This window comes from Nonlabens sp. (assembly GCF_018401815.1).
Lineage (GTDB): Bacteria > Bacteroidota > Bacteroidia > Flavobacteriales > Flavobacteriaceae > Nonlabens.
The window spans coordinates 1-25,569 of record NZ_JAGYKG010000006.1; the positions used below are offsets into that span (position 1 = coordinate 1).

General features: G+C 38.4%; 20 protein-coding genes. 13 read left to right on the plus strand and 7 right to left on the minus strand.

Annotation, left to right across the window (positions count from 1 at the left end; genetic code table 11):
* Positions 1-643 precede the first annotated feature (643 nt).
* The 6 genes from dnaE (at position 644) to KG732_RS11360 (ending at position 9,980) form a co-directional block, all read left to right on the plus strand.
* The gene (gene dnaE, locus KG732_RS11335) at positions 644-4,996 is read left to right on the plus strand and encodes a DNA polymerase III subunit alpha (RefSeq protein ID WP_213523776.1); all 4,353 of its coding nucleotides are present in this window, start codon (positions 644-646) and stop codon (positions 4,994-4,996) included.
* A gap of 206 nt (positions 4,997-5,202) precedes the next feature.
* Complete coding sequence (gene mgtE / locus KG732_RS11340) at positions 5,203-6,552, plus strand: magnesium transporter (RefSeq protein WP_213523778.1); 1,350 nt, start codon at positions 5,203-5,205, stop codon at positions 6,550-6,552.
* A gap of 152 nt (positions 6,553-6,704) precedes the next feature.
* Positions 6,705-7,181, plus strand: a complete 477-nt coding sequence (locus KG732_RS11345; RefSeq protein ID WP_213523780.1) for a hypothetical protein — start codon at positions 6,705-6,707, stop codon at positions 7,179-7,181.
* Positions 7,182-7,718: 537 nt separating this feature from the next.
* Positions 7,719-8,663 carry a 2-hydroxyacid dehydrogenase gene (locus KG732_RS11350; RefSeq protein ID WP_213523782.1) on the plus strand — a complete coding sequence of 315 codons (945 nt, stop codon included), beginning with the start codon at positions 7,719-7,721 and terminating at the stop codon, positions 8,661-8,663.
* 424 nt (positions 8,664-9,087) lie between these two features.
* A complete protein-coding gene (locus tag KG732_RS11355) occupies positions 9,088-9,417 on the plus strand; it encodes a TM2 domain-containing protein (RefSeq protein WP_213523784.1) in 330 nt (109 codons plus the stop codon).
* A 128-nt stretch (positions 9,418-9,545) separates the two neighbouring features.
* Positions 9,546-9,980 (plus strand): hypothetical protein, encoded by a 435-nt coding sequence (locus KG732_RS11360; RefSeq protein WP_213523786.1) that lies wholly within the window; start codon positions 9,546-9,548, stop codon positions 9,978-9,980.
* Positions 9,981-9,983: 3 nt separating this feature from the next.
* Here the strand turns inward: KG732_RS11360 and KG732_RS11365 are convergent, their stop codons facing one another.
* Genes KG732_RS11365 through KG732_RS11380 form a run of 4 tightly spaced genes read right to left on the minus strand, consistent with a single transcriptional unit; the run spans position 9,984 to position 14,674 of the window.
* Positions 9,984-11,021, minus strand: coding sequence for a carboxypeptidase-like regulatory domain-containing protein (locus tag KG732_RS11365; protein ID WP_213523788.1), 1,038 nt, complete (start codon positions 11,019-11,021; stop codon positions 9,984-9,986).
* A 14-nt stretch (positions 11,022-11,035) separates the two neighbouring features.
* On the minus strand, positions 11,036-12,865 hold the full coding sequence (locus KG732_RS11370) for a lysophospholipid acyltransferase family protein (RefSeq protein WP_213523790.1): 1,830 nt from the start codon (positions 12,863-12,865) through the stop codon (positions 11,036-11,038).
* 48 nt (positions 12,866-12,913) lie between these two features.
* A complete protein-coding gene (locus KG732_RS11375; RefSeq protein WP_213523792.1) occupies positions 12,914-14,200 on the minus strand; it encodes an aspartate kinase in 1,287 nt (428 codons plus the stop codon).
* Positions 14,201-14,674, minus strand: a complete 474-nt coding sequence (locus KG732_RS11380) for a GNAT family N-acetyltransferase (RefSeq protein ID WP_213523800.1) — start codon at positions 14,672-14,674, stop codon at positions 14,201-14,203.
* 113 nt (positions 14,675-14,787) lie between these two features.
* On the opposite strand from KG732_RS11380, the gene fbp reads away from it, so the two are divergent.
* A complete protein-coding gene (fbp, locus tag KG732_RS11385) occupies positions 14,788-15,798 on the plus strand; it encodes a class 1 fructose-bisphosphatase (protein ID WP_213523802.1) in 1,011 nt (336 codons plus the stop codon).
* A gap of 139 nt (positions 15,799-15,937) precedes the next feature.
* Here fbp and KG732_RS11390 read toward each other — a convergent pair whose 3' ends face one another.
* A complete protein-coding gene (locus KG732_RS11390) occupies positions 15,938-16,363 on the minus strand; it encodes a TerB family tellurite resistance protein (RefSeq protein WP_213523804.1) in 426 nt (141 codons plus the stop codon).
* Positions 16,364-16,417: 54 nt separating this feature from the next.
* Complete coding sequence (locus KG732_RS11395) at positions 16,418-17,356, minus strand: NAD-dependent epimerase/dehydratase family protein (RefSeq protein ID WP_213523806.1); 939 nt, start codon at positions 17,354-17,356, stop codon at positions 16,418-16,420.
* Positions 17,357-17,647: 291 nt separating this feature from the next.
* On the opposite strand from KG732_RS11395, the gene KG732_RS11400 reads away from it, so the two are divergent.
* The 3 genes from KG732_RS11400 (at position 17,648) to KG732_RS11410 (ending at position 21,114) form a co-directional block, all read left to right on the plus strand.
* Entirely contained in the window at positions 17,648-18,160 is a 513-nt protein-coding gene (locus KG732_RS11400; protein WP_213523808.1) for a hypothetical protein, read from the plus strand.
* 237 nt (positions 18,161-18,397) lie between these two features.
* The gene (locus tag KG732_RS11405; RefSeq protein ID WP_213523809.1) at positions 18,398-19,507 is read left to right on the plus strand and encodes a ligase-associated DNA damage response exonuclease; all 1,110 of its coding nucleotides are present in this window, start codon (positions 18,398-18,400) and stop codon (positions 19,505-19,507) included.
* Complete coding sequence (locus tag KG732_RS11410; RefSeq protein ID WP_213523810.1) at positions 19,504-21,114, plus strand: ATP-dependent DNA ligase; 1,611 nt, start codon at positions 19,504-19,506, stop codon at positions 21,112-21,114. Before KG732_RS11405 ends, KG732_RS11410 begins: the two co-directional genes overlap by 4 nt.
* Before the next feature lie 142 nt (positions 21,115-21,256).
* Here the strand turns inward: KG732_RS11410 and KG732_RS11415 are convergent, their stop codons facing one another.
* Positions 21,257-22,258, minus strand: a complete 1,002-nt coding sequence (locus KG732_RS11415; RefSeq protein ID WP_300980445.1) for a polyprenyl synthetase family protein — start codon at positions 22,256-22,258, stop codon at positions 21,257-21,259.
* A gap of 117 nt (positions 22,259-22,375) precedes the next feature.
* On the opposite strand from KG732_RS11415, the gene KG732_RS11420 reads away from it, so the two are divergent.
* From KG732_RS11420 to KG732_RS11430, 3 genes are read left to right on the plus strand one after another with little or no spacing between them, the layout of a single operon-like run.
* Positions 22,376-22,993 carry a TetR/AcrR family transcriptional regulator gene (locus tag KG732_RS11420; RefSeq protein ID WP_213523811.1) on the plus strand — a complete coding sequence of 206 codons (618 nt, stop codon included), beginning with the start codon at positions 22,376-22,378 and terminating at the stop codon, positions 22,991-22,993.
* Positions 22,994-24,367, plus strand: coding sequence for a TolC family protein (locus tag KG732_RS11425; RefSeq protein WP_213523812.1), 1,374 nt, complete (start codon positions 22,994-22,996; stop codon positions 24,365-24,367).
* Positions 24,368-24,389: 22 nt separating this feature from the next.
* Positions 24,390-25,565, plus strand: coding sequence for an efflux RND transporter periplasmic adaptor subunit (locus tag KG732_RS11430; protein WP_213523813.1), 1,176 nt, complete (start codon positions 24,390-24,392; stop codon positions 25,563-25,565).
* Positions 25,566-25,569: the final 4 nt, after the last annotated feature.

A 25,569-nucleotide genomic window follows, 5' to 3' on the forward strand; every position in this document is an offset into this window, starting at 1 on the left:
GAAAGAAGCGGAAAACAAAACTAAAATCAAAATCAAAATCAAATCGAACTCGAACTCGAAAACTCCTTCCCTTGAGGGAAGGTGGGGATGGGTGTTGCGGTGTTGGGGATATGGAGAATGTATGAACAAATTCCACATCAAATGGGGAATGACAATTAAATAAAAGTGTAGCTTCCACCCTTTAGGGCTGGGGAAAGAAGCGGAAAACAAAACTAAAATCAAAATCAAAATCAAATCGAACTCGAACTCGAAAACTCCTTCCCTCGAGGGAAGGTTGGGATGGGTGTTGTGGTGTTGAAGAAATAGAGATAGTAACATCCGATTCCGCTCTGCAGCGGAATGACAAGAGACCAACAGATTCCACATCAAGTGCGTAATGACAAGAGACCAACAAATTCCGCATCAAATGCGGAATGACAATTAAATAAAAGTGTAGCTTCCACCCTTTAGGGCTGGGAAATAAATAGGTTCAAAACTGTTCATAACTCGACTTTCAAGGCGTCGTTCAAAGACCTATATTTAAAATCCTGATCTTAAATTTTTATTTGGATTCAAGTAGTTGTTATACAGACTTTTGAGCGAACGTATCATTTTTGTTTTAGGACTTCATCATCTTGCTATTAACGCTTCATAACTTATACCTATGTATCTCATCTTTGACACTGAAACTACTGGATTGCCTAAACGCTGGGATGCGCCTTATACAGCTACAGACAACTGGCCAAGAGTGATACAAATCGCCTGGCAGTTACATGATGAGATGGGGAATTTGATCGAAGCTCAAGACTACTTGATACAACCTGATGGTTTTGATATTCCCTATGACGCAGAACGCATTCACGGGATTTCGACAGCGCTTGCTGAGAAAGAAGGAATACCGCTTACTGAGATGTTAGCAAAATTCAACATCGCATTAAGTAAAACAAAATTTGTAGTCGGTCAAAATTTAAAATTTGACTTGAATGTTACCGGATCTGAGTTTGTACGCGCTCAAATAGGCAACAACTTACAAGAACTTCCAGTTCTTGATACTTGTACCGAACAAACAGCAAACTTATGTCAGATTCCAGGCGGCCGTTATGGAAAGTTTAAATTACCTACACTTACCGAGTTGCACCAGTTTCTTTTTAATCAGCCCTTTGGAGAGGCTCATAATGCCACGGCAGATGTAGAAGCAACAACTCGATGTTTTTTAGAATTGCTTAGAAAAGGTAATTATACAGAGCAAGAATTAGGATTAGGTGAAGGATATGTGGCACGCTTTCGCGAAAGCAACCCTACTAGCATTACTCCCGTAGGCATCAACCATGTCAACCTAAAAAAAGCATCTGAACGACTGGTTTCTGATGAGAGTCCTGGGATTTCTAAGGAAGAAATTAAGGAGAATCTAAATGAATTAAATGATGCAAAATTTGCTCACCTCCACAGTCACAGTCAGTTTTCTATATTGCAATCAACAGCAAGTGTAGGGGATCTTGTACAAGCAGCTGCAGCAAATAATATGCTAGCCGTTACGATGACCGACCATGCTAACATGATGGGGGCATTCCATTTTGTAAGAGCAGTAAAGGCACATAATGCCAGCCTTGCAGATGCGGAAGATGGAGAAGAACAAGCGCCTATAAAACCTATTATAGGTTGTGAGTTTCAAGTGTGTGAAGACATGCACGATCGCACACATAAGGATAATGGATACCAGATCGTCATCCTTGCCAAAAACAAAAACGGGTATCACAACCTAGCAAAAATGGCGAGTAAAGCCTATACTGATGGGTTTTACTACATGCCTAGAATAGATAAACAACTGATTGAAGAGTTTAAGGAAGACCTTATTGTCCTTACCGGAAATATGTATGGTGAAGTTCCTTCTAAAATCTTAAATCTTGGAGAAAATCAAGCTGAAGAAGCTTTGTTGTGGTGGAAAAAACACTTTGGTGATGATCTTTATATAGAAGTAATGCGTCATGGTCAAGAAGATGAAAATCGTGCCAATGAGGTGCTCATCAACTTGGCACGCAAGCACGATGTGAACATGGTAGCTACTAACAACACCTATTACATACATAAGGAAGACGCAAACGCACACGACATTTTACTTTGTGTAAAAGACAATGAGAAGCAAGCAACTCCTATAGGCCGTGGACGAGGGTATCGTTATGGATTACCTAATCAAGAATATTACTACAAGTCTGCACAAGAGATGAAGGAGCTCTTTAAGGATTTACCAGAAGCTATTCTAAATGTGCAAGAAGTCGTTGATAAAGTAGAGGCTTATGAACTAGCTAGAGAGGTACTACTTCCAGCCTTTGACATCCCTAAAGAGTTTATAGACCTCAATGACGCCAGTGCAAAAACTAAAAATGGAGAAAATGCCTATTTAAGGCATCTTACGTACGAGGGTGCTAAAATGCGTTACGGAGAAGATTTTGGAGATGATATTAAGGAACGTTTGGATTTTGAATTGAGTGTTATTCAAAATACAGGTTATCCGGGTTATTTCTTAATCGTTTGGGATTTTATAAAAGCGGCAAGAGAAATGGATGTTGCCGTAGGTCCAGGGCGTGGATCTGCTGCTGGTAGTGCTGTAGCGTATTGTTTAAAAATCACAAATGTAGACCCTATTCACTACGACTTACTTTTTGAGCGCTTCCTAAATCCAGATCGAGTGTCCATGCCGGATATCGACATTGATTTTGATGACGAAAATCGATATAAAGTTATGGATTACGTTATTGAAAAATACGGCTCCTCCCAAGTAGCGCAAATCATCACTTATGGAACCATGGCAGCAAAGTCATCTATAAGAGACACTGCTAGAGCCCTCGATCTACCGCTACAAGATGCAGATCGTGTAGCAAAGTTAATTCCTGATTTTGCCAAACTCAAAAAGATTTTTGCTTTAGAAGACAATGAAATTAGTAGTAATTTTCGTGGAGAAGATGCTGATATGGTGCGAGAACTGAGAAGCCTCGCTGCTGGAAATGACCTCACTGCCGAGACCTTAAAACAAGCTCAAATTCTTGAAGGATCCGTTAGAAATACAGGTGTTCATGCCTGTGGAGTGATCATTACACCAGATGATCTGACTAACTTTGTTCCTGTAGCTACAGCAAAAAACTCGGATCTTTATGTCACTCAGTTTGATAACGAAGTCGTAGAAAGTGCTGGACTGTTGAAAATGGACTTCTTAGGATTAAAAACCTTAAGCCAAATTAAGGATACGGTTGCCATTATAAAGGAACGTCATGGAATAGTACTGGATATAGAATCCATCCCGTTAGATGACGAGAAAACCTACGAGCTGTTCCAGCGTGGAGAAACAACGGCTATTTTCCAGTATGAAAGTGTCGGGATGCAGAAGTACATGCGCGAACTCCAACCTACCAAGTTTGCCGATCTCATCGCTATGAATGCTTTATATCGACCTGGGCCTTTGGAATATATTCCAGAATTTATTGATCGTAAACACGGTCGTAAAGAAATTGTTTATGATTTAGAGGCCATGGAAGAATACCTGAAGGAAACTTATGGTATTACGGTGTATCAAGAGCAAGTCATGTTGCTCTCTCAAAAACTAGCTAATTTCTCCAAAGGTGATGCCGATGTATTGAGAAAGGCTATGGGTAAAAAACAGATGGCTACACTTCAAAAAATGAAGCCCCAATTTCTAGATGCTGGAGAAGCAAACGGGCACGACCGTACTATCTTAGAAAAGGTATGGAAAGACTGGGAGGCCTTTGCTTCTTATGCCTTTAACAAATCGCACTCCACTTGTTATGCCTGGATCGCTTACCAAACGGCTTATTTAAAAGCCAATTATGGAGCTGAATTTATGGCAGCTACCTTGTCTAACAACATGAACCAGATCAAGGATGTAACCAAGTTCATGGATGAATGCCGTCGTATGGGACTTGATGTGTTGGGCCCAGATGTAAATGAATCCAATTATAAATTTACCGTTAACCCTAAAGGAGCCATTCGTTTTGGTATGGGAGCTGTAAAAGGATTAGGCCATGCTGCGGTAATGACGATTATAGATAATAGAAAAGAGGGGCCTTACCAAAGCATTTTTGATATGGCAAAGCGTATCGACTTGAGAGCTGCAAATAAAAAATCTTTTGAAGCACTCGCATTAAGTGGCGGCTTTGACGGTTTAGGTGGTGAAAATCGAGCGCAATTCTTCTATGAATTTGACAACGGTCAAATATTTTTAGAGCAAGTAGTGAAATATGCTCAAAAGTTTCAAGAAAATGAAAATAGTGCACAAGTGAGCCTTTTTGGAGAGGCAAGTGATGTACAAATACCAGAACCACAACTACCCATTTGCGAAGATTGGGGTGCGATGGAAAAATTAAAAAGAGAAAAAGAAGTCGTAGGTATTTACATTTCTGGTCATCCTTTAGACGATTACAAAAAAGAAATCAAATTCTTTTGTAATGCCAACCTAGCAGCCATGAAAGATCTAGAACCACTAGTTAACAGAGAGCTTACTTTTTGCGGTGTAATTACAGAAGCCCGACACATGATGAGCAAGGCAAACAAACCTTGGGGTATGTTTACTATGGAAGATTATGATGAAACTCACGAATTCAGAATTTTTGGTGAAGATTATTTAAAATTCAGACACTTTTTAATCCCAAATTCCTTCTTACACGCCAAAGTAAAAATTCAACAAGGATGGCCAGATAAAAATACAGGTCAACCAAGAGAGCCGCGCATCCTATTTACACAAATGGGACAATTACAAGATGTATTAACAAACACTGCCAAAAAGCTAACTATTGAGTTTCATGTAAATGAAGTTGTAGAAGAACGTATAGAAGTTTTAAAAGAAGCCCTAGATCAACACCAAGGAGAACACCGTTTGTATTTTAATCTAAAAGATCATGAAGAAAAAATATCCATTGACATGTCAGCCCGATTGCAAAAGGTAAACGTAACTGGCGAGTTGCTCACCGTACTAGACGAGTATGGAATCACTTATGGAGTAGGTTAATGCAACTCTTACATTACTTTCATTAAAATATCATCGCAGAAATAGAAAATAGGGAATGACCTTTATAGGGAGGTAAAACAATTATTCCACTTTTTTCTAGTTACCTGTAAAAATATGTTATGAGACATTAGCTCCTTAAACATTTTGCTTTAAAAAACTCTATTTCTCTTATTCAAAAAATTATATTTGCCCCTTAAGCCTTACCCATGCAGTTTAACATCACAAAAGATTTTATAGAAGAGATCCAATCACTGATTAAAGTCAATGATAGTAAACAGCTGGAATATGTTTTAGAAGAACTTCACTTTGCTGATATCGCAGAAATTATTGATGAACTCCATCTGGAACAAGCGGTTTATATTGTTAAGCTTCTCGATTCTGTAAAAACTTCTGAAGCTTTAATGGAGCTGGATGAAGACCAGCGCGATCGCATCCTTAATGCTCTTTCTCCCAAAGAAATCGCTGAAGAGTTGGAAGAGATGGATACCGACGATGCAGCAGATATCTTAAACGAGCTTCCTGATGCTATTGCCCAAGAAGTCATCAATGAAATCACTGACGAACAACATGCAGAAGATATTGTGGACCTGTTGCGTTTTGACGAAAACAGTGCCGGTGGACTTATGGCCAAAGAGTTGGTGCGTGTCAATGAAAATTGGACGGTTATTGGATGTGTAAGTGAAATGCGGGCGCAGGCCGAAAACGTAACCCGTGTGCACTCCATATACGTAGTAGACAATAACAACAAACTCAAAGGAAGGCTTTCCTTAAAAGATCTATTAACCAGCAAGGAATCCACACCTATAAAAGATGTTTATATTCCTAAAGTAGATTTTGTAACCGTCAACACTCCTGGAGAGGAAGTATCTCGCATCATGCGTAAATACGATTTAGAGGCCATTCCTGTGGTTGATGAATTGGAACGACTTGTAGGACGTATCACCATTGATGATATTGTGGATTTTATCACAGAAGAAGCAGAAAAAGATTACCAACTCGCCAGTGGTATCTCGCAAGACGTAGAAGCAAATGATAGTATTTTAGAATTGACTAAAGCGCGACTGCCTTGGCTGGTTCTAGGTTTATTAGGTGGTATAGGAGCTGCGGCAATCATGGGTGGGTTTGAAGTGGTATTTGAAAAACACGCTGTATTATTTTTCTTTACTCCTTTAATAGCAGCTATGGCTGGAAATGTAGGAGTGCAATCCAGCGCGATCATTGTACAAGGTATCGCAAATGATGATCTAAGAGGAAGTATAGGAAATCGATTGATTAAAGAAGTATTGCTCGCGATGTTAAATGGAATCATACTAGCCCTACTTTTATTTGCTTACACATTTGCTACTAAGGGAGACCTTCTGACCTCTATCGCTATTTCTATTTCGCTACTCGCCGTTATTATAGTTGCCGGACTGGTAGGTACTTTTGTGCCCCTCGCACTGCATAAACGAGGTATAGACCCTGCTCTTGCTACTGGACCATTTATTACAACCAGTAACGATATATTTGGAATTTTAATCTATTTTATGATTGCAAAGGCCATTATAGGTATCTAAAAAGAGCCTGTCGATGCTGCTTTGTAATTTCTTATTCAATGGAAAGTTTTCCTTTAAGTCGCTCATGGCGAAAGCAGAAACATCACAAATAAACACTTGTATTTCTAACTTTTGATTTATTAAAACCCTCGCCCATTGCTTATCTTCACTTCATGAAAACGGCTGCATTAAAAGAATTAAAAGAAGAACTGAAATTTAGGTCTGATGACGACCTGATAAAGATCATCTTACGTCTTTCTAGATTTAAAAAAGAAAATAAGGAACTCCTTTCCTACCTGCTTTTTGAATCCGCTGACGAAGATATATACGTCGCAAACATAAAAACGCTGATGGACAACATGTTTTTAGCCCTCAATACTACCAACAATTACCGCCTGCAAAAAGGAATACGTAAAGTCCTGGGGGAGTCCAAAAAATATGTGCGTTATTCAGGTAGTAAGGAAACAGAAGTTTCTATTTTGATCCACTTTTGCCGATTGATGAGAGAAACCCATCCACAAGTATTGCGCAGTAAAACCATGCGTGACCTTATGGAAAGACAACTTATTATTGTCAAAACCCGTATATCTACCCTTCATGAAGACTTGCAATACGACTATGAGCAGGAACTCAATATGGTTGAGGTTTGATTAGGTATTAGGCATGTGGCATGGAGGTATGTAGAAAAATAAATTTTTAAGTTATAGAGAAAAAACCTACTTGATTGAGTGGTAGTCGAGACTTGAACTCGAACTCGAACTTGAAAAAAGAAAACAAACCCCTTCCCTTGAGGGAAGGTGGGGATGGGTGTTGCGGTGTTGGTGATATGAGAACGTATGAACAGATTCCGCATCAAGTGGGGAATGACAAGAGACCAACAAATTCCGCATCAAGTGGGGAATGACAATTAAATAAAAGTGTAGCTTCCACCCTTTAGGGCTGGGGAAAGAAGCGGGAAATGAAAATGAACTCAAACTCGAACCTGAAAAAAGAAAACAAACCCCTTCCCTTGAGGGAAGGTGGGGATGGGTGTTGCGGTGTAAATTGATGTTATAAAATCTTGTCCCTAAACCTAAACACCACGATTTTAGGTTAAATTTGAGCTTGAATTTGAAAAAAGCCAGGGGCAACACTATAGATTTTTAGCGGCGGAATTCATTCCGCTATTTATTAAAAAAATATAACTCATGAAAGTACTCCACCTCGATAGTAACCACGTTATTCTTGCACAAAAACTAGAACAAGCTGGCTTTGAAAACGATTATGATTATACGTCGTCTAAGGAAGACATCATGAAAGTGATAGGCAATTATGACGGGTTGATCGTGCGCAGTAGGTTGCCTATTGATAACGCATTTCTTCAAGCAGCCACCTCTTTGAAGTTTATAGGTCGCGTAGGCGCTGGACTGGAGAATATTGACCTAAATGTCGCACAACAACAAGGAATATCTTGCTACAACGCACCAGAAGGAAATAGAAATGCGGTTGGAGAACACGCCTTGGCAATGTTGTTATCCTTATTCAATCATTTAAATAAAGCAGACCGAGAAGTGCGATCTGGAATGTGGCGTAGGGAAGAAAATCGCGGCTTAGAACTGGACGGAAAAACTGTAGGACTTATTGGTTACGGCAATATGGGAAAAGCTTTTGCCAAAAAGCTCTCAGGTTTTGACTGTAACGTGATTTGTTATGACATTAAGCAACATGCAGGAGATAAGAATTGTAAGCAAGTAAGCCTGCAAGAATTACAACAACAAGCTGATGTGTTGAGTCTTCACACCCCACAAACCGAATTAACTATAGGAATGGTCAACAAGACTTTTATACAGGCTTTTTCAAAACCATTTTACTTGATCAATACCGCAAGAGGGAAATCTGTAGTCACAGAAGATCTTGTTGCTGCCTTAACAAGCAAGAAAATTTTAGGGGCTGGACTGGATGTACTGGAATATGAAAAAGGTTCTTTTGAATCACTCTTTCGCAATAGCGAAATCCCAACAGCATTTGCAGCACTACTGGAAATGGATAACGTATTGTTGAGTCCGCATGTCGCTGGATGGACGGTAGAGTCTAAGTACTTACTTGCCGAAGTTATCGCAAATAAAATCATTAACCACCACCGAGCATTATGAAAAAAGGTTCAGGAATAGCATTTCTTGAAGTGCAAGGAGATACAAGTAACAAAAGTTTGGTATAAAGCACTTAGAACTGGGCGTAGATGACTAGGGAGGGAGGTACCTTCTGGAAAGAAGACAGTGTAAGCTCGATAAAAAAGCAAACGAATATTGGATCCCTTTTGAATCTGGTTCAACCTATTTTGATCCTAGTCAACAGGATTTCATGATCAACTAGCGAGTCGCTGATTTAAAAAGTAAACTAGAAGAACTGAAACAAAATGATATTGAAATAGTCCGTGAAATGGAAGAAATAGGACTACGGTAAATTGGTAAGAGTGTGGGATAGTGATCCCTGTAAAATAGAACTTTGAGAGCCTAAAATTGAGCTGCTTTTTGAAAAATAAACTAACTTTACCAGAACCAATTTAAATCAATAAACATGAGTACAGAAGGATACGACAGTTCCAAAAGCGGCTTTGACAATGCAAAAGAAAGCGCCAAAAACATTCAACAAGACTTTAATCAAACGCTAAACAATCAGGAAAACAAAAAAGTTCTTGCTGGTATCATGGGGATTTTATTTGGATCATTTGGAATCCACAAGTTTATATTAGGATACAACCAAGAAGGAATTATTCAATTAATTATAAGTGTTTTAAGTTGCGGAACCTTAGGTATTATAGGATTTATAGAAGGTATTATTTACCTGACTAAGTCTGATGAAGAGTTTTATTACACCTATCAAGTCAACAAAAAAGGGTGGTTTTAAAATGAATTGATTACCAGTTATATAAGGTCTTAAATGTTAAGTTTAGGACCTTTTTTTGTACACAAGAATTAATGGTCTTAACTTTGCGTTAACACAAACATGATTATTGATGTTTGTCATTGAAAATAATGGCCTTAAAAATTCTTGTCCTCAGCACCACAAATTCCACCTTAGGTCCCATGACCCAAGGATTCCTTGATTATTATAGTTCAAAAAAAACAAAGGTATTCAGTGCTGGAATAGACCCCCAACCTATTCATCAGATGGCGTTAAAAGTTATGGACTCTTTAGGCATACCTGTAGAGAAGTCCAGAAAAAACGTTGAAGATGTGGAAGCAATCGTCTTTGACTATATCATTACCTTTTCTGATAAAGCACATGCACTAGCTATTTCAAAAGCCCAAAAAGCGACTGTTTTTCATCTCCAAATGGATAGTCTTGACTCTGTTCAAGGTACAGAGAAAGAAATTAAAATGGCTTTTAAAGATGTCCGCAAAGAATTACAAGCTTACTGCACAGAATTTGCAGACCACTACCTACAGAAAAAAACTAAAAAAGCTTAGCCTTTATTCCATCTTATAATCTAGGGGTAACATACCTGATACCTTTAAATTAGAAACAAATCCGCCTGTTTTTAACACGCTATAATTAATCACATTACCCGCATCTGAAATCACTAATCCAGGCGCGTCAAGATATATAGCAGATTGAAAGTTCTGAGGATCCATAACTTCGTATTTTTTTTCTCTAAAATCAACAACATATAAAGCTCCCTTTTTCCTAGTTCTGATGTGGTCTTTTACCGCTACTTTTTTTCTATCAAAAACAAGGTGGTAACCTTCTTCTTCCAATTTACCTTCAGCAATGAGTTTAAATAATCTCACCTCAGAAACTTTATAAGCGCGGTTGCGGTGGCGCCTCACCCAAGCTCTTTTAGAGTCTTTTTCATTTAATTCTTTAAAAAAGGCGCTGCCTACAAAGTAGGAAGAAATCATATAATGAGTCGGAACTTGCATAGAGCCGCTAACTTGCATATGTTCTAAACTCACCTCTTCAAAACTAATCTCAAAATCTATCAGGTTATAAGTTACTAAGTAATTTAAATCCCTATTTTCTATAAGGACAGGCTCTTCAGCATAAGCAGTCATTTTTTTAGTAAACGGGTTAAACCGCATTCTCACCTTATCGAGATTAAGAATACGGCATTCCATAGCAATTGCAGTAGTCCCTAAAAATTGATTGATGAAGTACTTCTCCTTTTTTTTGCGGCTCCACGGGTCAGGATAAAGAAACACCGCTGGAAGTTCTCCTACTTTGGGCTGTAATTTAAGGTTAGAGAAGTCAGTAGTTAAAGGATCACTAAAAGTTTGTGTTTCGTATCCCAATAGCGCTATGGTAAAAACACTTTGACTATTCTCGTAATAAGGAATTTCAAAATCCCCATTAAAATCAGTAATACTTCCTTTTGAGGTGCCTGAAAAGTAAATGTTTACAGAAGCTAAAGGTTCATTTGAAGAGGCGTCTGTAATAGTGCCTTTAATAATTTGGGCGTTTAAGGTCAAAGGAATCCCAACAAGAAAAAACAGACCTAAATAATTCCGCATGTTAAATTTCCAAGTTATTCCTCTTCATTCATTTCGTCCTGCTGATTAAAATATTTAGATTCCATCTCTGCTTGGAACTCTTCTAAAACTGGCTTTACGGTACTTTCTGGAAGGTCTGCGATACGTATGTACATTAAACCATCTACTGCATTGTTAAATAAGGGGTCTACGTTAAAAGCTACTACTTTGGCATTTTGCTTCACGTATTTCTTAATCAATACAGGTAACCTTAATTCATTTGGCTCTAGCTCGTCTATAATCTTATCAAATTTGTTAAGATCTGCTTCACTTTCATCAAATATAAAGTCCTTATCTGCATCCTCTAGTTTTACTTTAAAGTCTTTTTTGGGAGTAATATACTGCGCTATATATGGATCGTAATAATTACTCTTCATAAACTCGATCATAAGAGATTTTGAAAAATTAGAGAATTTATTACTGATGCTTACCCCTCCTATAAGGTATTTATGCTCGGGAAATCTCAACGTACAATGCACTATTCCTTTCCATAATAAGAACAACGGCATAGGTTTTTGCTGGTATTCTTTAATGATGAATGCTCGTCCCATTTCTATCGACTCACTCATCATTTTATGTAATTCTGGTTCAAATTTAAAAAGTTCATTAAGGTAAAAACCGCCCATACCATAATCCTTACTGATCTCACTACCCATACCCATACGATAGGCTCCCGCAATGCGGTTGGCATCTTTATCCCACAAGAACATTTGATGATAATACTCGTCATAACGATCGAGGTCTGTCGCATTGTTGGTTCCTTCTCCAATAGCCCTAAAAGTGATCTCTCTCAATCTTCCTAATTCTGCTAAGATATTGGGAATGTGTTCCTTTTTAGATAAAAAAACTTCGTAATTTTTTGAATCTAAAAGGCGTTTATCCCCCATTTCTCTCAATGCATCTACTTCCAAAATCATGGCTTTGTGATCTGAAGTAGCTACTATTTTTTTGGGAGATTTTGGTATTTTGATCGCATGGGGCAAATCGCTTAACCTTTTCGCTTCTCTATCGTAAGGCTTGGAAAGCATGTAAGTTTTTCTGCGCAAGAAGTCTGTAAAATCTTCCAGAGATTCATATTCTTTTTGTGATTTAACAGAGATTGGGTTTCCTATTCTCACTTTTACTACTCGATTTTTTTGTGAAAGCACTTCAGATGGAAGTTTTGCGGTTCTGAAAACATCGCTAAGTTTTGCGAGTAGGTAAAACATGCGACTATTCTTGGCATGAAAGTAAATAGGGATTACTGGGACTTCAGCCCTCTGAATCAATTTCATAGCGCTATCCTCCCAAGTTTTATCAACAACTAGCTTGCCATCCCTATAGGTAGAAACTTCCCCCGCAGGAAATATCCCTAAGGGCAAATCGCTTTTAAGGTGTCTAATAGCCTGCATAAAACCTGCCGTACTAGACTTCACATCTTTGCGATCTTCAAAAGGGTTTACCGGCATGATGTATGGCTTCAAAGGCTCAATACGCTGCAGTAAGAAATTGGCAATGATCTTATAATCAGGTCGGCGTTCAAGAAGTAATTTTAATAACAACACCCCATCAACACCACCTAATGGATGATTTGAAATTGTGATAAAAGCACCCTTTTTAGGAATGCGCCTGAGGTCTTCCTCTGGAATTTCAAACTCAATTTGAAGGTCTTCTAAGAGGCCGTTTAAAAAAGCAGCAGTGTCTTTATTTTTATGCTTGTCATACAATTTATTAAGAGTAGAGATCCGCAGCAGCTTCATCAAGGCCCAGCCACCTAAAGTTCCTAACAAACCGTATTTATCTATGTGGATAGCTTTGGCCACCTCTTTTGCATTCACAAGTCCCATAAAAATTGGTTGGTATAAGTCTACAAATATAATATAATTGTAGGGCCTCTATTCTTTAACGACTAATTGGAGTGTTTCTTGTGCGCGTTGTTTTAGCAAAACGACCTTTCCAGACTCTATAAATTCAATAGCATCTCCATCATAATGCCTTACTGTATATAGGGAAACTCCTTCTACGTGGCTTATTCTATAATGAGATTCTAAATCCTTAAGAAGTTCATTTATTTTTGAATATTTATCTTCTATACATAAGGAAAAGCTAATTGCACTATTCTGTAATAGGCCTACTTGCATCTTGTGAAGACTTAATTCTCGAAAAATATCAGAAATATTATGCTCTCCTATAAAGCTAAAATCTCTAGAAGATATCTTGAGGAACACCATATTCTTTCTTACGATATAACAAGGCGTTAAAGGCTCCATAGTTTCTACAGCCGTTATCACCGTGCCGACCTCCTCTGGCTGTATAAAAGATTTTACATAAAGAGGTATTTCCTTTCCTTGAAGGGGCTGTAAGGTTTTAGGATGGATCACAGAGGCACCATAAAATGCCAGCTCAATAGCCTCATTGTAAGGAATCTTGTTCAGTAAAGTCGTTTTTTCAAACACTCTTGGGTCTGCATTGAGAACTCCAGGCACATCCTTCCATATAGTTACCCCAGTACCATTGAGGCAGTAAGCGAGAATAGCCGCGGTGTAATCACTACCTTCTCTACCTAAGGTAGTGGTAAAACCGTTGCTATCAGACCCTATAAAACCTTGAGTAATAAATGGCTGGCCTTGACAAGATGACCCAATTAAATGTTCTGTTTCTTTCCAATTGACACCTGCATCACGGTATTTCTGATCCGTTTTTATAAGTTGTCGGGCATCTTTCCATACCAATCGCATATCGCATGCATTGAGAAATGCGGCCACTATTTTAGTAGATAATAACTCTCCATGACTTACCACTTGATCGTAGAGAAAACTGTAGTTTTTACTTTGATTGCGCAACATTTCGCCTTTGAGAGACTCTATGATGGCTTTTACTACTTTTTTAATACCGCTTTCGCGAAAGCGGAACAACCAGACTTCTTTTATACCCTCAAAAGGCATCTCCAAACCCGTAATAATTGCCAAATGTTTAAGGTATAGCTCATCTATAAGATCCAGGTAACGAGCATCATTGTCTTGATAACTAGAAATAACAGCTTCTAGGTCATTTGTTGTTTTTCCCATAGCAGAAATGACGACACCTAAATCTTCCGTCCCCATAATTTGCAACACCTTCAACACGTTACGCACTCCATCGGCATCTTTAATTGATGCTCCACCAAACTTGTATATCTCCATCTATTCTTTTATATAAGTTGCTAACGACTGTTGATCCATTTGTACCAGATACCAGTCTTTAATTATCGCAGCTCCTGTACGTTCATAAAAAGCTACCGCATTAGTATTCCAGTCCAAAACTACCCATTCTACTCGTTTTACACCATGGTTATAAGCATAACGCAAAACTTTATCGTAAAGGGCCTTTCCTATGCCTTTTCCTCTCATTTTTTCTGTTACAATAAGATCTTCTAAATGAATGGTCCGGCCTTTCCAAGTAGAAAAACGTGGATAACACAAACTTATGCCCTCTATAGTTCCGTTGTATAATCCTACAAAGCATTTAAAAAGTGCCTGTTCTCCCAATCCGTTTTGTTCTAACTCTTCTACAGTTACCTCAACAGCATTTGGTTCCTTTTCAAAAATAGCCAGCTCTGTAATAAGTTCTAATACTCTAGGAAAATCTTCTCTTCTAGCTTCTCTTATCTCAATCATGATTCTATTTTAAGCAAATATAAATGAGCCTGTCTAAAGAAATGTGAAAACTATCTAATACAACGTTGTAGTACGAACTATTTTATTAAGATATTTGCACAACTGATCTAATTATGGCTACAATAAACCAATCTCTGGGAGAATTTATCATTGAAAACCAAGCTGACTTCCAGTACAGCAGTGGAGAACTCTCTAGACTCATCAACTCCATAAGGCTGGCCGCAAAAATGGTCAATCACGAGGTCAACAAAGCAGGTCTAGTAGATATTACTGGTAGTGCTGGCGAAATTAACACTCAAGGAGAAGATCAACAAAAGTTAGATGTTTTTGCCAATAACACCTTTATCAGAACACTTACCAATCGACAAATAGTCTGTGGTATTGCTAGTGAAGAAAATGATGACTTTATTACCATTGAAGGAGAGCGCAAAGATCACGGCAATAAGTATGTTGTAGCAATGGACCCACTAGACGGGAGTTCCAACATAGATGTTAACGTGTCAGTAGGAACTATTTTTTCTATTTATAGAAGAGTTACTCCTATAGGTACACCAGTACAATTGGAAGACTTTTTACAACCCGGTAATATGCAAGTAGCCGCTGGTTATATTATTTATGGAACCTCTACCATGCTGGTTTATACAACCGGTAATGGTGTCAATGGTTTTACCCTCAACCCTTCCCTAGGAACTTATTATCTTTCTCATCCTCACATGACTTTTCCTGAAGACGGCACAATATACAGTGTAAATGAAGGAAATTATGTTCATTTTCCACAAGGAGTAAAAGATTATATCAAATATTGCCAGGAAGAAGAAGGTGACCGACCCTACACCAGTCGTTATATAGGAAGTCTAGTAAGCGATATACACCGCAATATGATAAAAGGCGGGGTGTATATGTACCCTAAAAGCTCTAAAGCAAAAGAAGGCAAACTAAGGCTGTTATACGAATGCAACCCGATGGCTTTTATTACCGAACAAGCCGGAGGAAAAGCCAGTAACGGACACCAAAGAATAATGGACCTCAAACCTACTGAATTACATCAACGCGTCCCCTTCTTTTGTGGAAGTAAAAACATGGTTAACAAAGCAGAGGAATTTATGAGTAAATATCCTCAATAGATGTAGCTTTTTACGTGACACTATCAACCTGTTGAGAGTTGGATTTGTTAAAAAGAGACCACCCAAAAAAAGCCTTTTATAAATAGCGAGTGATACAACGCGATTTATAAAAGGCTTCAGCTTTAAAAGATGATTTCAACTATCTGTTCTTATTCAATAAGTACCTGTAATCCTCTAGATTGAGGTGCCCACTAAAGATCTCTATAGAACGCTCTACTAGGTAGGCGGCATCTTGATCATTATAACCTAATGCCGTAGCATACTTTTTCAATAAATGATGCTCTATCTCGCTCATATGATGATCTGCAAACACTACCTTAAACAGGTCGTGTAACCACTCTATACGCTCTTCACTAGTATTAGGGGGTGATACAGGGTAAGCCTTTGGATTTTTTATAATCGTTGCATAATCAGCATCTGAAATATCTAGAACAACCTTTAAACGATTGAGTACCATCTCTTCTTCTTCTTGAATACCAGAAACTTGAGCAAGAGTTACTAATGTTGCAAAATGACTTTTATTTCTGGCACTTTCACCAGAAACAAATAAACTTGAAAATGACATAATCTTGAATTTTATTCTTACAAAGATAACAATAGCAACTGCAGTTTGCCTTACTTATTTGAGATGAGATAACATTTCGACCACCATTTGATCAAGGCCGTATTCATGACTCCAGTTCCAGTCTTTTCTGGCGGGGGCATCGTCAATAGAACTAGGCCAGCTGTCTGCTATTTGTTGTCTAAAGTCTGGCGCATAACTTATAGAAAAATCTGGTAGGTGCTTATGAATTTCATTAGCAATATCTTGCGGTGTAAAACTCATTCCAGAAAGGTTGTAGGAAGAACGCTCGATGATCTCCTCAGCAGGAGCACGCATAATTTCTACCGTAGCTCTTACCGCGTCTTCCATATACATCATAGGAAGCTCGGTATCTTTACTTAAAAAGCAATTGTAATGCGCCCCAGCCACTGCTTTGTGAAAAATATCTATGGCATAATCTGTCGTTCCCCCACCTGGCAGCGTTTTCCACGAAATCAACCCTGGATATCGCATAGACCTTACATCGACCCCATATTTTTGATGGTAATACTCACACCATCGTTCTCCAGTTTGTTTGCTAATACCATAAACCGTAGTAGGCTCCATAATCGTATGTTGAGGCGTGTCATGCTTAGGAGTAGTAGGTCCAAAAACAGCTATGCTCGACGGCCAGAATAGTTTATCAATCTTTCCTTCTTTGGCAAGGTCCAACACATGCATCAAAGAATCCATATTTAAACTCCAGGCTTTTTTAGGAAACTTCTCTCCGGTAGCACTCAACATAGCTGCCATAAGATAAACTTCATTTACTTCATAATGCAAACACACATCTTCTATCTGACTTTTATTCATTGCATCCAGCGTTTCAAAAGGCCCAGTAGCCATAACCTCCTCATTGCCTTCACGTATATCGCTGGCAATTACCTGCTCCCCACCATAAATCTCTCTTAATCGCATGGTAAGCTCTGTACCTATCTGTCCGCAAGCTCCTATTACTAATATTTTGGTTGACATTTCTGTTTATTTCCAACAAAGATAAGAAGACCTTATTGGGTTAATCGCTAGTTTTATTAGAGTTTTAATATTTATACTATCCCCTTTTTTAAGTTCTGTTGCGATCTCAAAACTGTAATTTTAAATTAACGTTTTATCTTGATCGAGCTCAAGGCGAAAGTGCAAACAATACTAGCCCATAACCCCCATTAAAATTTCTACTTAAAGATAGCATCCTATGCGACTGCTAAAAAATGTTGCTTTTTTATTCTTTTAATTATAAGCATATTTGCAATTCATCGTTATAAGACTATGCGACTTTATATTTTTTTGCTTTTTATATCACTACTAGCTTGTAAACCCACTTCTGATGAAGGCGCGGCTGTACCAGAGCAAATAGATGATACCACCATGAATTTGAGTAAGTCAAAAATACCCCTAATTAAAGAGGCTCAAAAAAAAGCACTAGAGTGGAAATCCTTTCAAGACTTACTTACAGGACTTGAGAATTATGACCATACCGCCTCAGCGACCTCTAAAATGATAGATCACGTCAATGACATGCTTTTAAATCCAGAAGCGTCTTTCCAAGATCAAGCTGTTTTCTCCCGTATTAAAGTTTTAAAAACCAGACTCCACATCTACAAATCTTACCTGGGATACCGCACAAAAACCCCTTCTCAATTAGAGGAAAAATACAACAACATCATCCGTGCCTTAGAGGAATTAATTATTCAAATGAACTGGAAGGTCAATGAATTCCGTCAAAGTAATGACAAACTTCTGGAAGATCTCAAAAGTGAACTAGATCCAGAAGAAAAATAAGCCTATTACAAAACTTTAAAAAGTCATAGGTAGAAGAAAAGATAACAACTTCATTCCATAACTTAAAAATGAGTCACGCTGAGTTTGCCTACAAATAGTGTATCGCAGCATCAATCTGTACCTGCAGAGGTAAACCGTCTTTGCTCTTATACCTATATCCTATTTGTAATTATAATTAGTATGATAAACTTCTCTTAATCCATATAGAATACCGCTCCTGTCATTTAATTTTATGTCATGAGTCAAGCATTACTTCAATTCACTAAAAAAGGAATTTATTGCAAGCCCGCAGGCGTCTATCTGGATCCATGGAAACCAGTAGCTAATGCCCTCATCACACATGGTCATGCAGACCATTCTCGATGGGGACACAAAAATTACCTCACGCATAAGGATAACGTACCCATCATTACGCACCGACTGGGCGACATCAATGTGTCTGGAGTAAACTATAACGAGAGTTTTTCCATCAACAATGTGAAATTCTCTTTTCACCCCGCTGGGCATATTCCAGGCTCTTCACAAATACGCGTCGAACACAAAGGAGAAGTATGGGTATTTACAGGAGATTATAAAACTGAAGATGACGGAATCTCCACCGTTTACGAACCTGTGACATGTGATACCTTTATTACAGAATGCACCTTTGGATTACCTGCCTTTAAATGGCGACCTCAACAACTGGTCATGGATGACATCAACTTGTGGTGTGCTCAAAACCATGCAGAAAAGAAAACCTCCGTACTCTTTGCTTATTCGTTAGGAAAAGCACAGCGCATCATCAAACACTTGGATACCAATCAAATGAAGATTTACTGCCATGGAGCCATCTATAAAATGACGGAAGTCTTGCGACAACAAATCAACTTTCCTCCTACTCATTTGATCACTAGAGAAACGACCAAAGAAGAACTAGCAGGCAACATTGTGATCGCACCACCCAGCGCCCATGGGAGTGCCTGGATGAAAAAAATGGTGCCCTATGTCACAGCAAGTGCCAGCGGCTGGATGACTTTTAGAGGCGCAAGACGCAGAAAAGCCATCGATAAGGGCTTTGTGCTTTCTGATCATTGCGACTGGGACGGATTGTTAGAAAGCATAGCAGCTACTGGCTGTGAAAATGTGATTACGACACACGGCTATCAAGATATTTTTGCTCGATTTTTAAGAGAAGAAAAAGGACTCAACGCCATAAGCGAGCGTACCCAATATGAAGGAGAAAACTCAGAATTAAGCGCTGAAGAAAAAAGTGAAAGTTCAGAAACTGAGCAAAGTGTTTCCGAGCGAAACGAGAAAACATCAAATTCAAGTTCAAGTTCAAATTCAATTTCAAGCATAGCGCCATGAAACAGTTTGCAGAACTCATCCGAACCATAGACGGAACAAATAAAACCAACCTTAAAGTAGCCGCACTTGCGGAGTATTTTAAGTCCGCAAATGATGAAGATAAGTTATGGACCATCGCCCTACTTTCTCACAGACGCCCAAAAAGACCAGTAAACACCACTTTGATGAGAGAATGGGCGACACAAATTAGTGGGGTACCCATGTGGCTGTTTGAAGAAAGCTACCATATTGTCGGTGATCTGGCAGAAACTATTGCGCTTATTCTTCCTACAGCAAACGAATCTAGTGAAAAAGGCCTTTCACAAATCATTCAGGAAATTATTGAACTAAGGACCAAAGGAGATCTTGAGAAAAAAGAATACCTGCAAAAAAATTGGCTCCAACTCAATTATTACGAACGATTTGTTTTTAATAAAATACTAACTGGTGGTTTTAGAATAGGGGTTTCTCAAAAATTAATGACTCGAGCATTGGCCAGTGCTACGGGTATAAACAAAGATGTACTCGCCCATAAACTTATGGGGAGCTGGACAGGAGAAAATACCAGTTTTCAGGAATTGATTTATGAAGATAATGAAGTGGCTAGGAGAGGAAAACCTTATCCTTTTTATCTGGCCTATGCGGTGGAAGGGGAAGTGAGTGATTTAAATGATGTTCACCAATGGAGTGCAGAGCACAAATGGGACGGCATCAGATCACAAACAATTATACGAACTAACGAGCTTTTTGTATGGTCCCGAGGGGAGGAATTAGTGACTGATAAGTATCCAGAATTTCAAAAGTTTTTAAATGTGATTCCTAATGGAACCGTGATCGATGGCGAGATCCTGCCTTTTAAAGATGGTGAAATCATGAATTTTAACGACCTGCAAACCAGAATAGGCCGTAAAACAGTAGGTAAAAAACTATTAGAAGATGTTCCTGTAGTTATTGTCGCTTACGACTTGCTGGAATGGCAAGGAAAAGATTTGAGAGAACAACCCTTTGAAAAACGCAGAGCGCTACTGGATCAACTGGTTTTAAACCTTCACAAAAAAGAAGAGGCATTGCCTCAAAAAGAAAAAACGCCATTGCTGCTTTCAGAAACCATGACTTTTAACTCATGGGAAGAAATGGCGACAGAGCGGGATCTGGCAAGAAAAAAACGATCAGAAGGATTGATGATCAAACGCAAAAATAGTCCCTATCTGGTAGGACGTAAAAAAGGCGACTGGTGGAAATGGAAAACAGATCCCTTTTCAGTAGATGCCGTCCTAACTTATGCCATGCGTGGACATGGGAGAAGAGCCAATTTATTTACCGACTATACCTTTGGACTTTGGCAGGATGGAGAGCTGGTCACCTTTGCAAAAGCCTATTCTGGGCTTACTGATACCGAATTTAGGAAAGTAGATGCGTGGATCAAGAAGAACACCCTGGAACGATTCGGTCCAGTGCGATCGGTAACACCACATCATGTATTTGAAATTGCTTTTGAAGGAATAGCCCCTAGCAAAAGACACAAATCTGGAGTAGCTACAAGGTTTCCTAGAATCGTCCGATGGCGAACTGATAAACCTATAGAAGAAGCAAATACCCTAGATGATTTAAAGGCATTGATACCTTAGTGCCAGAAATTTGTAAAAATAAATAATCACTGGTCGCATTAGATTATTCGATAAAGACCGCTATAACGTAAAGGAAATAGAAACAAGACCTTCTTGCAACTCCCCTATCATAATGGGCTGATGCTAGTAAGCAGGTCAACTACTAACTTACACGCCCCATCAAATCAATAGAAAAATCTCTCAACTCCTTTTTGTACTCTTCACTAATAGAAAGTTGATCAATACTACTTAATGCTTTATCTGTATAAGATTTAATCGCATCAAGAGTAGCTGCTGCCCCACCGCTTTCTTCAAAAAATACTTTTACTATTTCTTTCTTTTCTTCAATCTGATCCTCATTCATTTTTTCATGATCAAGAGCAAACCATTCCTTTAATTCGGTAGCGCAATGCTCATCTTCTATACTTTTAAGGTATAAATAAGTCTTCTTATTTTCCCTGATATCACCACCTACTTCTTTACCAAAAGTCTCTGGATCACCAAAGGCATCGAGGTAATCATCCATCAATTGAAAAGCAAGTCCTAAATGAATCCCATAGTTGTAGATCAATTCTTGCTCTTCTTTACCTACGCCAGCGATAATAGCACCCATTTGAAGGGCACAGCCTACAAGAACCGATGTTTTTAATTGGATCATCAACAAATATTCTGAAATACTAACGTCATCTCGAGTTTCAAAATCCACATCGTATTGCTGCCCTTCACATACTTCTAGCGCTGTTCTAGAAAAGATTTTAGTCAATTGGTTAAATTGATCCTTGTCATAGCTTTCTAAAAGACGGTAGGCCATAATCAACATGACATCCCCAGAAAGTATTCCTGTGTTGATATTCCATTTTTTATGAACGGTTTCTTGACCCCGACGCAGGTCTGCTGCATCCATAATATCATCATGAAGCAATGTGAAATTATGAAACACCTCAACAGCTAGTCCAGCATCCAAGGCATCTTTGACTGGGGCACCATACATTTGAGCACTCATCAAGGTCAGTAAGGGTCTTAATCGTTTCCCGCCTAATTGTAAAATATAGTGAACCGGATCGTACAATCCCGCAGGTTGCTTTTCTTCTATCCTGTTCTTCAGGTGATCTAAAAAAATAATTCTGAGTTGGTCTATCGCATTCATTTGGTAAAAATACTTCATGAAAGGCTCTTTACTGAAGGAAAAAGAAATTGTCTTGTTAAATTATTGTAAAACTTAGGAAACTTTTAAAGTTTTTATAGTTTCCATAAGGTATCTTTGCATTCTTTTTTAAAAGCAATGACCAATATCAAGGAACATATTTTAACTACTTCCCTAGATCTTTTCCTGACCTTAGGCTTTAAAAGTGTGACTATGGATGAGATCGCAGCAAAACTAGGGATGAGTAAAAAGACCTTGTACACACACTTTAAAAATAAAGGAGCGCTAGTAAAAGAATCCTCTGTTCATTTGTGCGATCATATCTGTAATGGGGTGGATCAGATTATTGACGGAGAGACAGAAAATGCGATTGAAGAACTATATACCATAAAGAGATTTGTAATGGAACACCTCAAATCTGATGACACTTCTCCTATTTATCAACTTCAAAAATATTACCCAGAAGTCCATAAAGAAGTCACTCAGATTCAATTTGACTTTATGGATAACTGCATTCAAAAAAACGTTTCTAAAGGAATAAAAAAGGGACTTTATAGAGATAATATAGATGCACATTTTATTGCACGCATCTATTTTATCGGTATTCAAGGAATTAAAAACCTGCAGGTTTTCCCTTCTCAAAATTTCCCTGTAAACGAGCTTTACGATCAGTATTTAGAATACCACCTCAGAGGCATTGTTACACCGCAGGGGCGTAATATTTTAAATAAAATAACCAACACAAACCACAATTAAATGAACCATAAACTTCTATATGTTTGGGTTTTTAGTATACTCGCTTTCGCGAAAGCATACCCACAACAAACCACAAACCAAGACTCGTACAGCTTTTCTTTAGAAGAAGCAGTAACCCACGGACTAGAACATAATTATCAGGCCATTAATGCCAAAAGAGACATCGCTATAGCCCTTAAACAAAAATGGGAAACTACTGCAACCGGATTGCCCCAGATAGATGGGAACATCGATTATCAATACCAAATCAAGCAACCCATAACTCCCCTACCAGGAGAGATCGTAGGTGGCACACCTGGAACATTTATACCTGTAACTTTTGCCCCTAGACAAAGTGCTGTGGTAACAGCAACTCTAAGACAGTTAATCTTTGACGGTTCTTATATTGTGGCATTAGAGGCTTCAAAAACTTTTTTAGACTTTTCTGAAAACGCCAACAACAAGACAAAGCTTGAGGTACGAAAAGGAATTATCAATGCTTACGGTGGGGTGCTTCTCACTCAAGAAAATATGAAGATCATAGAACGCAACCTTACGGCATTAACCAAGAATTTAGAAGAAACTACAAAAATATACGAAAACGGACTTGCCGAAGAAGAAGATGTAGAACAATTGAAAATTACCCGATCACAACTCGTAAATCAATTGAACAGTGCTAAGCGTCAAGAAGATATTGCCATGGATATGTTGAAACTAGCATTGGGAATAAATTTACAAACGCCATTAAGACTTACCGATGACCTTGCCGCTCTCGCTCTTAAAAACATGGACCCAAGCATGACAGTCAATTCCTTAGAATTAGAAAAAAATGCCGATTTCCAGATCGCGACTAATTTTACCGAACAGCGCAGACTAGAATACCAATTAGAAAGAGCCAAAGCACTGCCGAAACTTTCTGGATTTGTAAATTATGGAGTCAACTCTTTTAATAACGACTTCACTTTCTTAGATAGCGATAATAAGTGGTATGGGCAGTCTATTGCTGGAATGAGCTTATCCGTTCCTATTTTTAGTTCTTTAGCAAGACAAGCGAGAACCGATCGTGCAAAAATAGCCTGGGATCAAGCGCTTACCGACCTAGATCGCACCAAAGAAGAAATACGATTGAACTACCAGACCTCTCTGAATAACTACCAGCTGGCTATAGACAATTACAGTACTAGTAAAGAAAACTTAAAACTAGCAGAACGAATTGAAAACAAAAATCGAATCAAATTTAGAGAAGGGATTTCTTCCAGCTTTGATTTGAGGCAAGCACAAACCCAATTGTACAGTACACAAGCAACCTATTTACAGAGTATGTATGAAGTGATTACTGAAAAGGCACATCTAGAAACCATTTTGAATACCCCTGAATTCCTCAATAAAAATTAAACCTACCACTGAATTATAGACCATGAAAAAATTAAGCCTCCTACTAATAAGTCTTTTTATTCTCACCTCATGTGGTGATCAAGCACAGAGCATTGAAGAGCTTATCGCTACAGGTGATACAGAAATGATCGCTCAAAAGAAAACCGAGTTGCTCCACACAAAAAAGATGCTCGAAAATGAAATCAATTCTATTGAACAGTTTTTAGATAAAAACAGTGTAAAAAAAGATGGTGCTTTGGTCAGTATAAAAACGATTAGTGATACCATTTACAATCATTTTATAGAACTTCAAGGAAGTGTAGCCACCAAGCAAAACATCACCTTAATGCCAGAAATGGGGGGTATTCTGACCCATGTTTACGTGACAGAAGGACAACGAGTGGTTAAAGGACAACATCTAGCGAGAATAGATGATGGTGGTATCTCTCAAAATATTGAGCAGATGAAAGTACAGGCTCAACTAGCAAAAACTACTTATGAACGTCAAGAACGACTTTGGAATCAAAAAATAGGTTCTGAAATCCAATACCTACAAACTAAAGCTGCTTATGAGGCACAAGTAAATGCGATCAAGTCCATGCAACAACAACTAGCCAAAACAATTGTTACAGCGCCTTTCGCTGGAGTTATTGATAACGTCATAACAGAACAAGGAACTACGGTAAGTCCTGGGATGACGCAACTATTGAGAATTGTCAACCTCGATAACATGTATATAGAAGTTGAAGTTCCAGAAACCTTTATCACTTCAGTAAAACAAGGAACAGAGGTAGAGGTCGAGTTTCCAGTACTTGGGGAAACTCTTAAAAGTATGGTGAGACAGACCAGTGCTTATATCAACCCATCCAACCGTTCTTTTAATATAGAAATTCCAGTGCCTAACAAAAAAGGTCGCGTAAAACCCAATCTTACCGCTCGTTTAAAAATTAACGATTATACCAATAAAGAAGCCATCTTAATCCCTCTTGCTGTGATCAGTGAAAATCAACATGGAGACCAGTATGTCATGATCGCTACAAACCTACAACCTGGAGATCAGTACCATACCGCTGTCGCGAAAAGAAAACTCATCACAACTGGAAAAATCACAAAAAACTTGATTGAAATCACCAGCGGACTTACTAAAGGAGACTATATTATTGAAGAAGGAGCACGTAGCGTGAGAGAAGATCAACAAGTAAGAATCAAAAAAGCTTAAAAAT

Coding starts and splice junctions, on each gene's coding strand:
- dnaE (WP_213523776.1), top strand. CDS start 644: ATGTATCTCATCTTTGACACTGAAACTACTGGATTGCCTAAACGCTGG.
- mgtE (WP_213523778.1), top strand. CDS start 5,203: ATGCAGTTTAACATCACAAAAGATTTTATAGAAGAGATCCAATCACTG.
- KG732_RS11345 (WP_213523780.1), top strand. CDS start 6,705: ATGAAAACGGCTGCATTAAAAGAATTAAAAGAAGAACTGAAATTTAGG.
- KG732_RS11350 (WP_213523782.1), top strand. CDS start 7,719: ATGAAAGTACTCCACCTCGATAGTAACCACGTTATTCTTGCACAAAAA.
- KG732_RS11355 (WP_213523784.1), top strand. CDS start 9,088: ATGAGTACAGAAGGATACGACAGTTCCAAAAGCGGCTTTGACAATGCA.
- KG732_RS11360 (WP_213523786.1), top strand. CDS start 9,546: ATGGCCTTAAAAATTCTTGTCCTCAGCACCACAAATTCCACCTTAGGT.
- KG732_RS11365 (WP_213523788.1), bottom strand. CDS start 11,021: ATGCGGAATTATTTAGGTCTGTTTTTTCTTGTTGGGATTCCTTTGACC.
- KG732_RS11370 (WP_213523790.1), bottom strand. CDS start 12,865: ATGGGACTTGTGAATGCAAAAGAGGTGGCCAAAGCTATCCACATAGAT.
- KG732_RS11375 (WP_213523792.1), bottom strand. CDS start 14,200: ATGGAGATATACAAGTTTGGTGGAGCATCAATTAAAGATGCCGATGGA.
- KG732_RS11380 (WP_213523800.1), bottom strand. CDS start 14,674: ATGATTGAGATAAGAGAAGCTAGAAGAGAAGATTTTCCTAGAGTATTA.
- fbp (WP_213523802.1), top strand. CDS start 14,788: ATGGCTACAATAAACCAATCTCTGGGAGAATTTATCATTGAAAACCAA.
- KG732_RS11390 (WP_213523804.1), bottom strand. CDS start 16,363: ATGTCATTTTCAAGTTTATTTGTTTCTGGTGAAAGTGCCAGAAATAAA.
- KG732_RS11395 (WP_213523806.1), bottom strand. CDS start 17,356: ATGTCAACCAAAATATTAGTAATAGGAGCTTGCGGACAGATAGGTACA.
- KG732_RS11400 (WP_213523808.1), top strand. CDS start 17,648: ATGCGACTTTATATTTTTTTGCTTTTTATATCACTACTAGCTTGTAAA.
- KG732_RS11405 (WP_213523809.1), top strand. CDS start 18,398: ATGAGTCAAGCATTACTTCAATTCACTAAAAAAGGAATTTATTGCAAG.
- KG732_RS11410 (WP_213523810.1), top strand. CDS start 19,504: ATGAAACAGTTTGCAGAACTCATCCGAACCATAGACGGAACAAATAAA.
- KG732_RS11415 (WP_300980445.1), bottom strand. CDS start 22,258: ATGAAGTATTTTTACCAAATGAATGCGATAGACCAACTCAGAATTATT.
- KG732_RS11420 (WP_213523811.1), top strand. CDS start 22,376: ATGACCAATATCAAGGAACATATTTTAACTACTTCCCTAGATCTTTTC.
- KG732_RS11425 (WP_213523812.1), top strand. CDS start 22,994: ATGAACCATAAACTTCTATATGTTTGGGTTTTTAGTATACTCGCTTTC.
- KG732_RS11430 (WP_213523813.1), top strand. CDS start 24,390: ATGAAAAAATTAAGCCTCCTACTAATAAGTCTTTTTATTCTCACCTCA.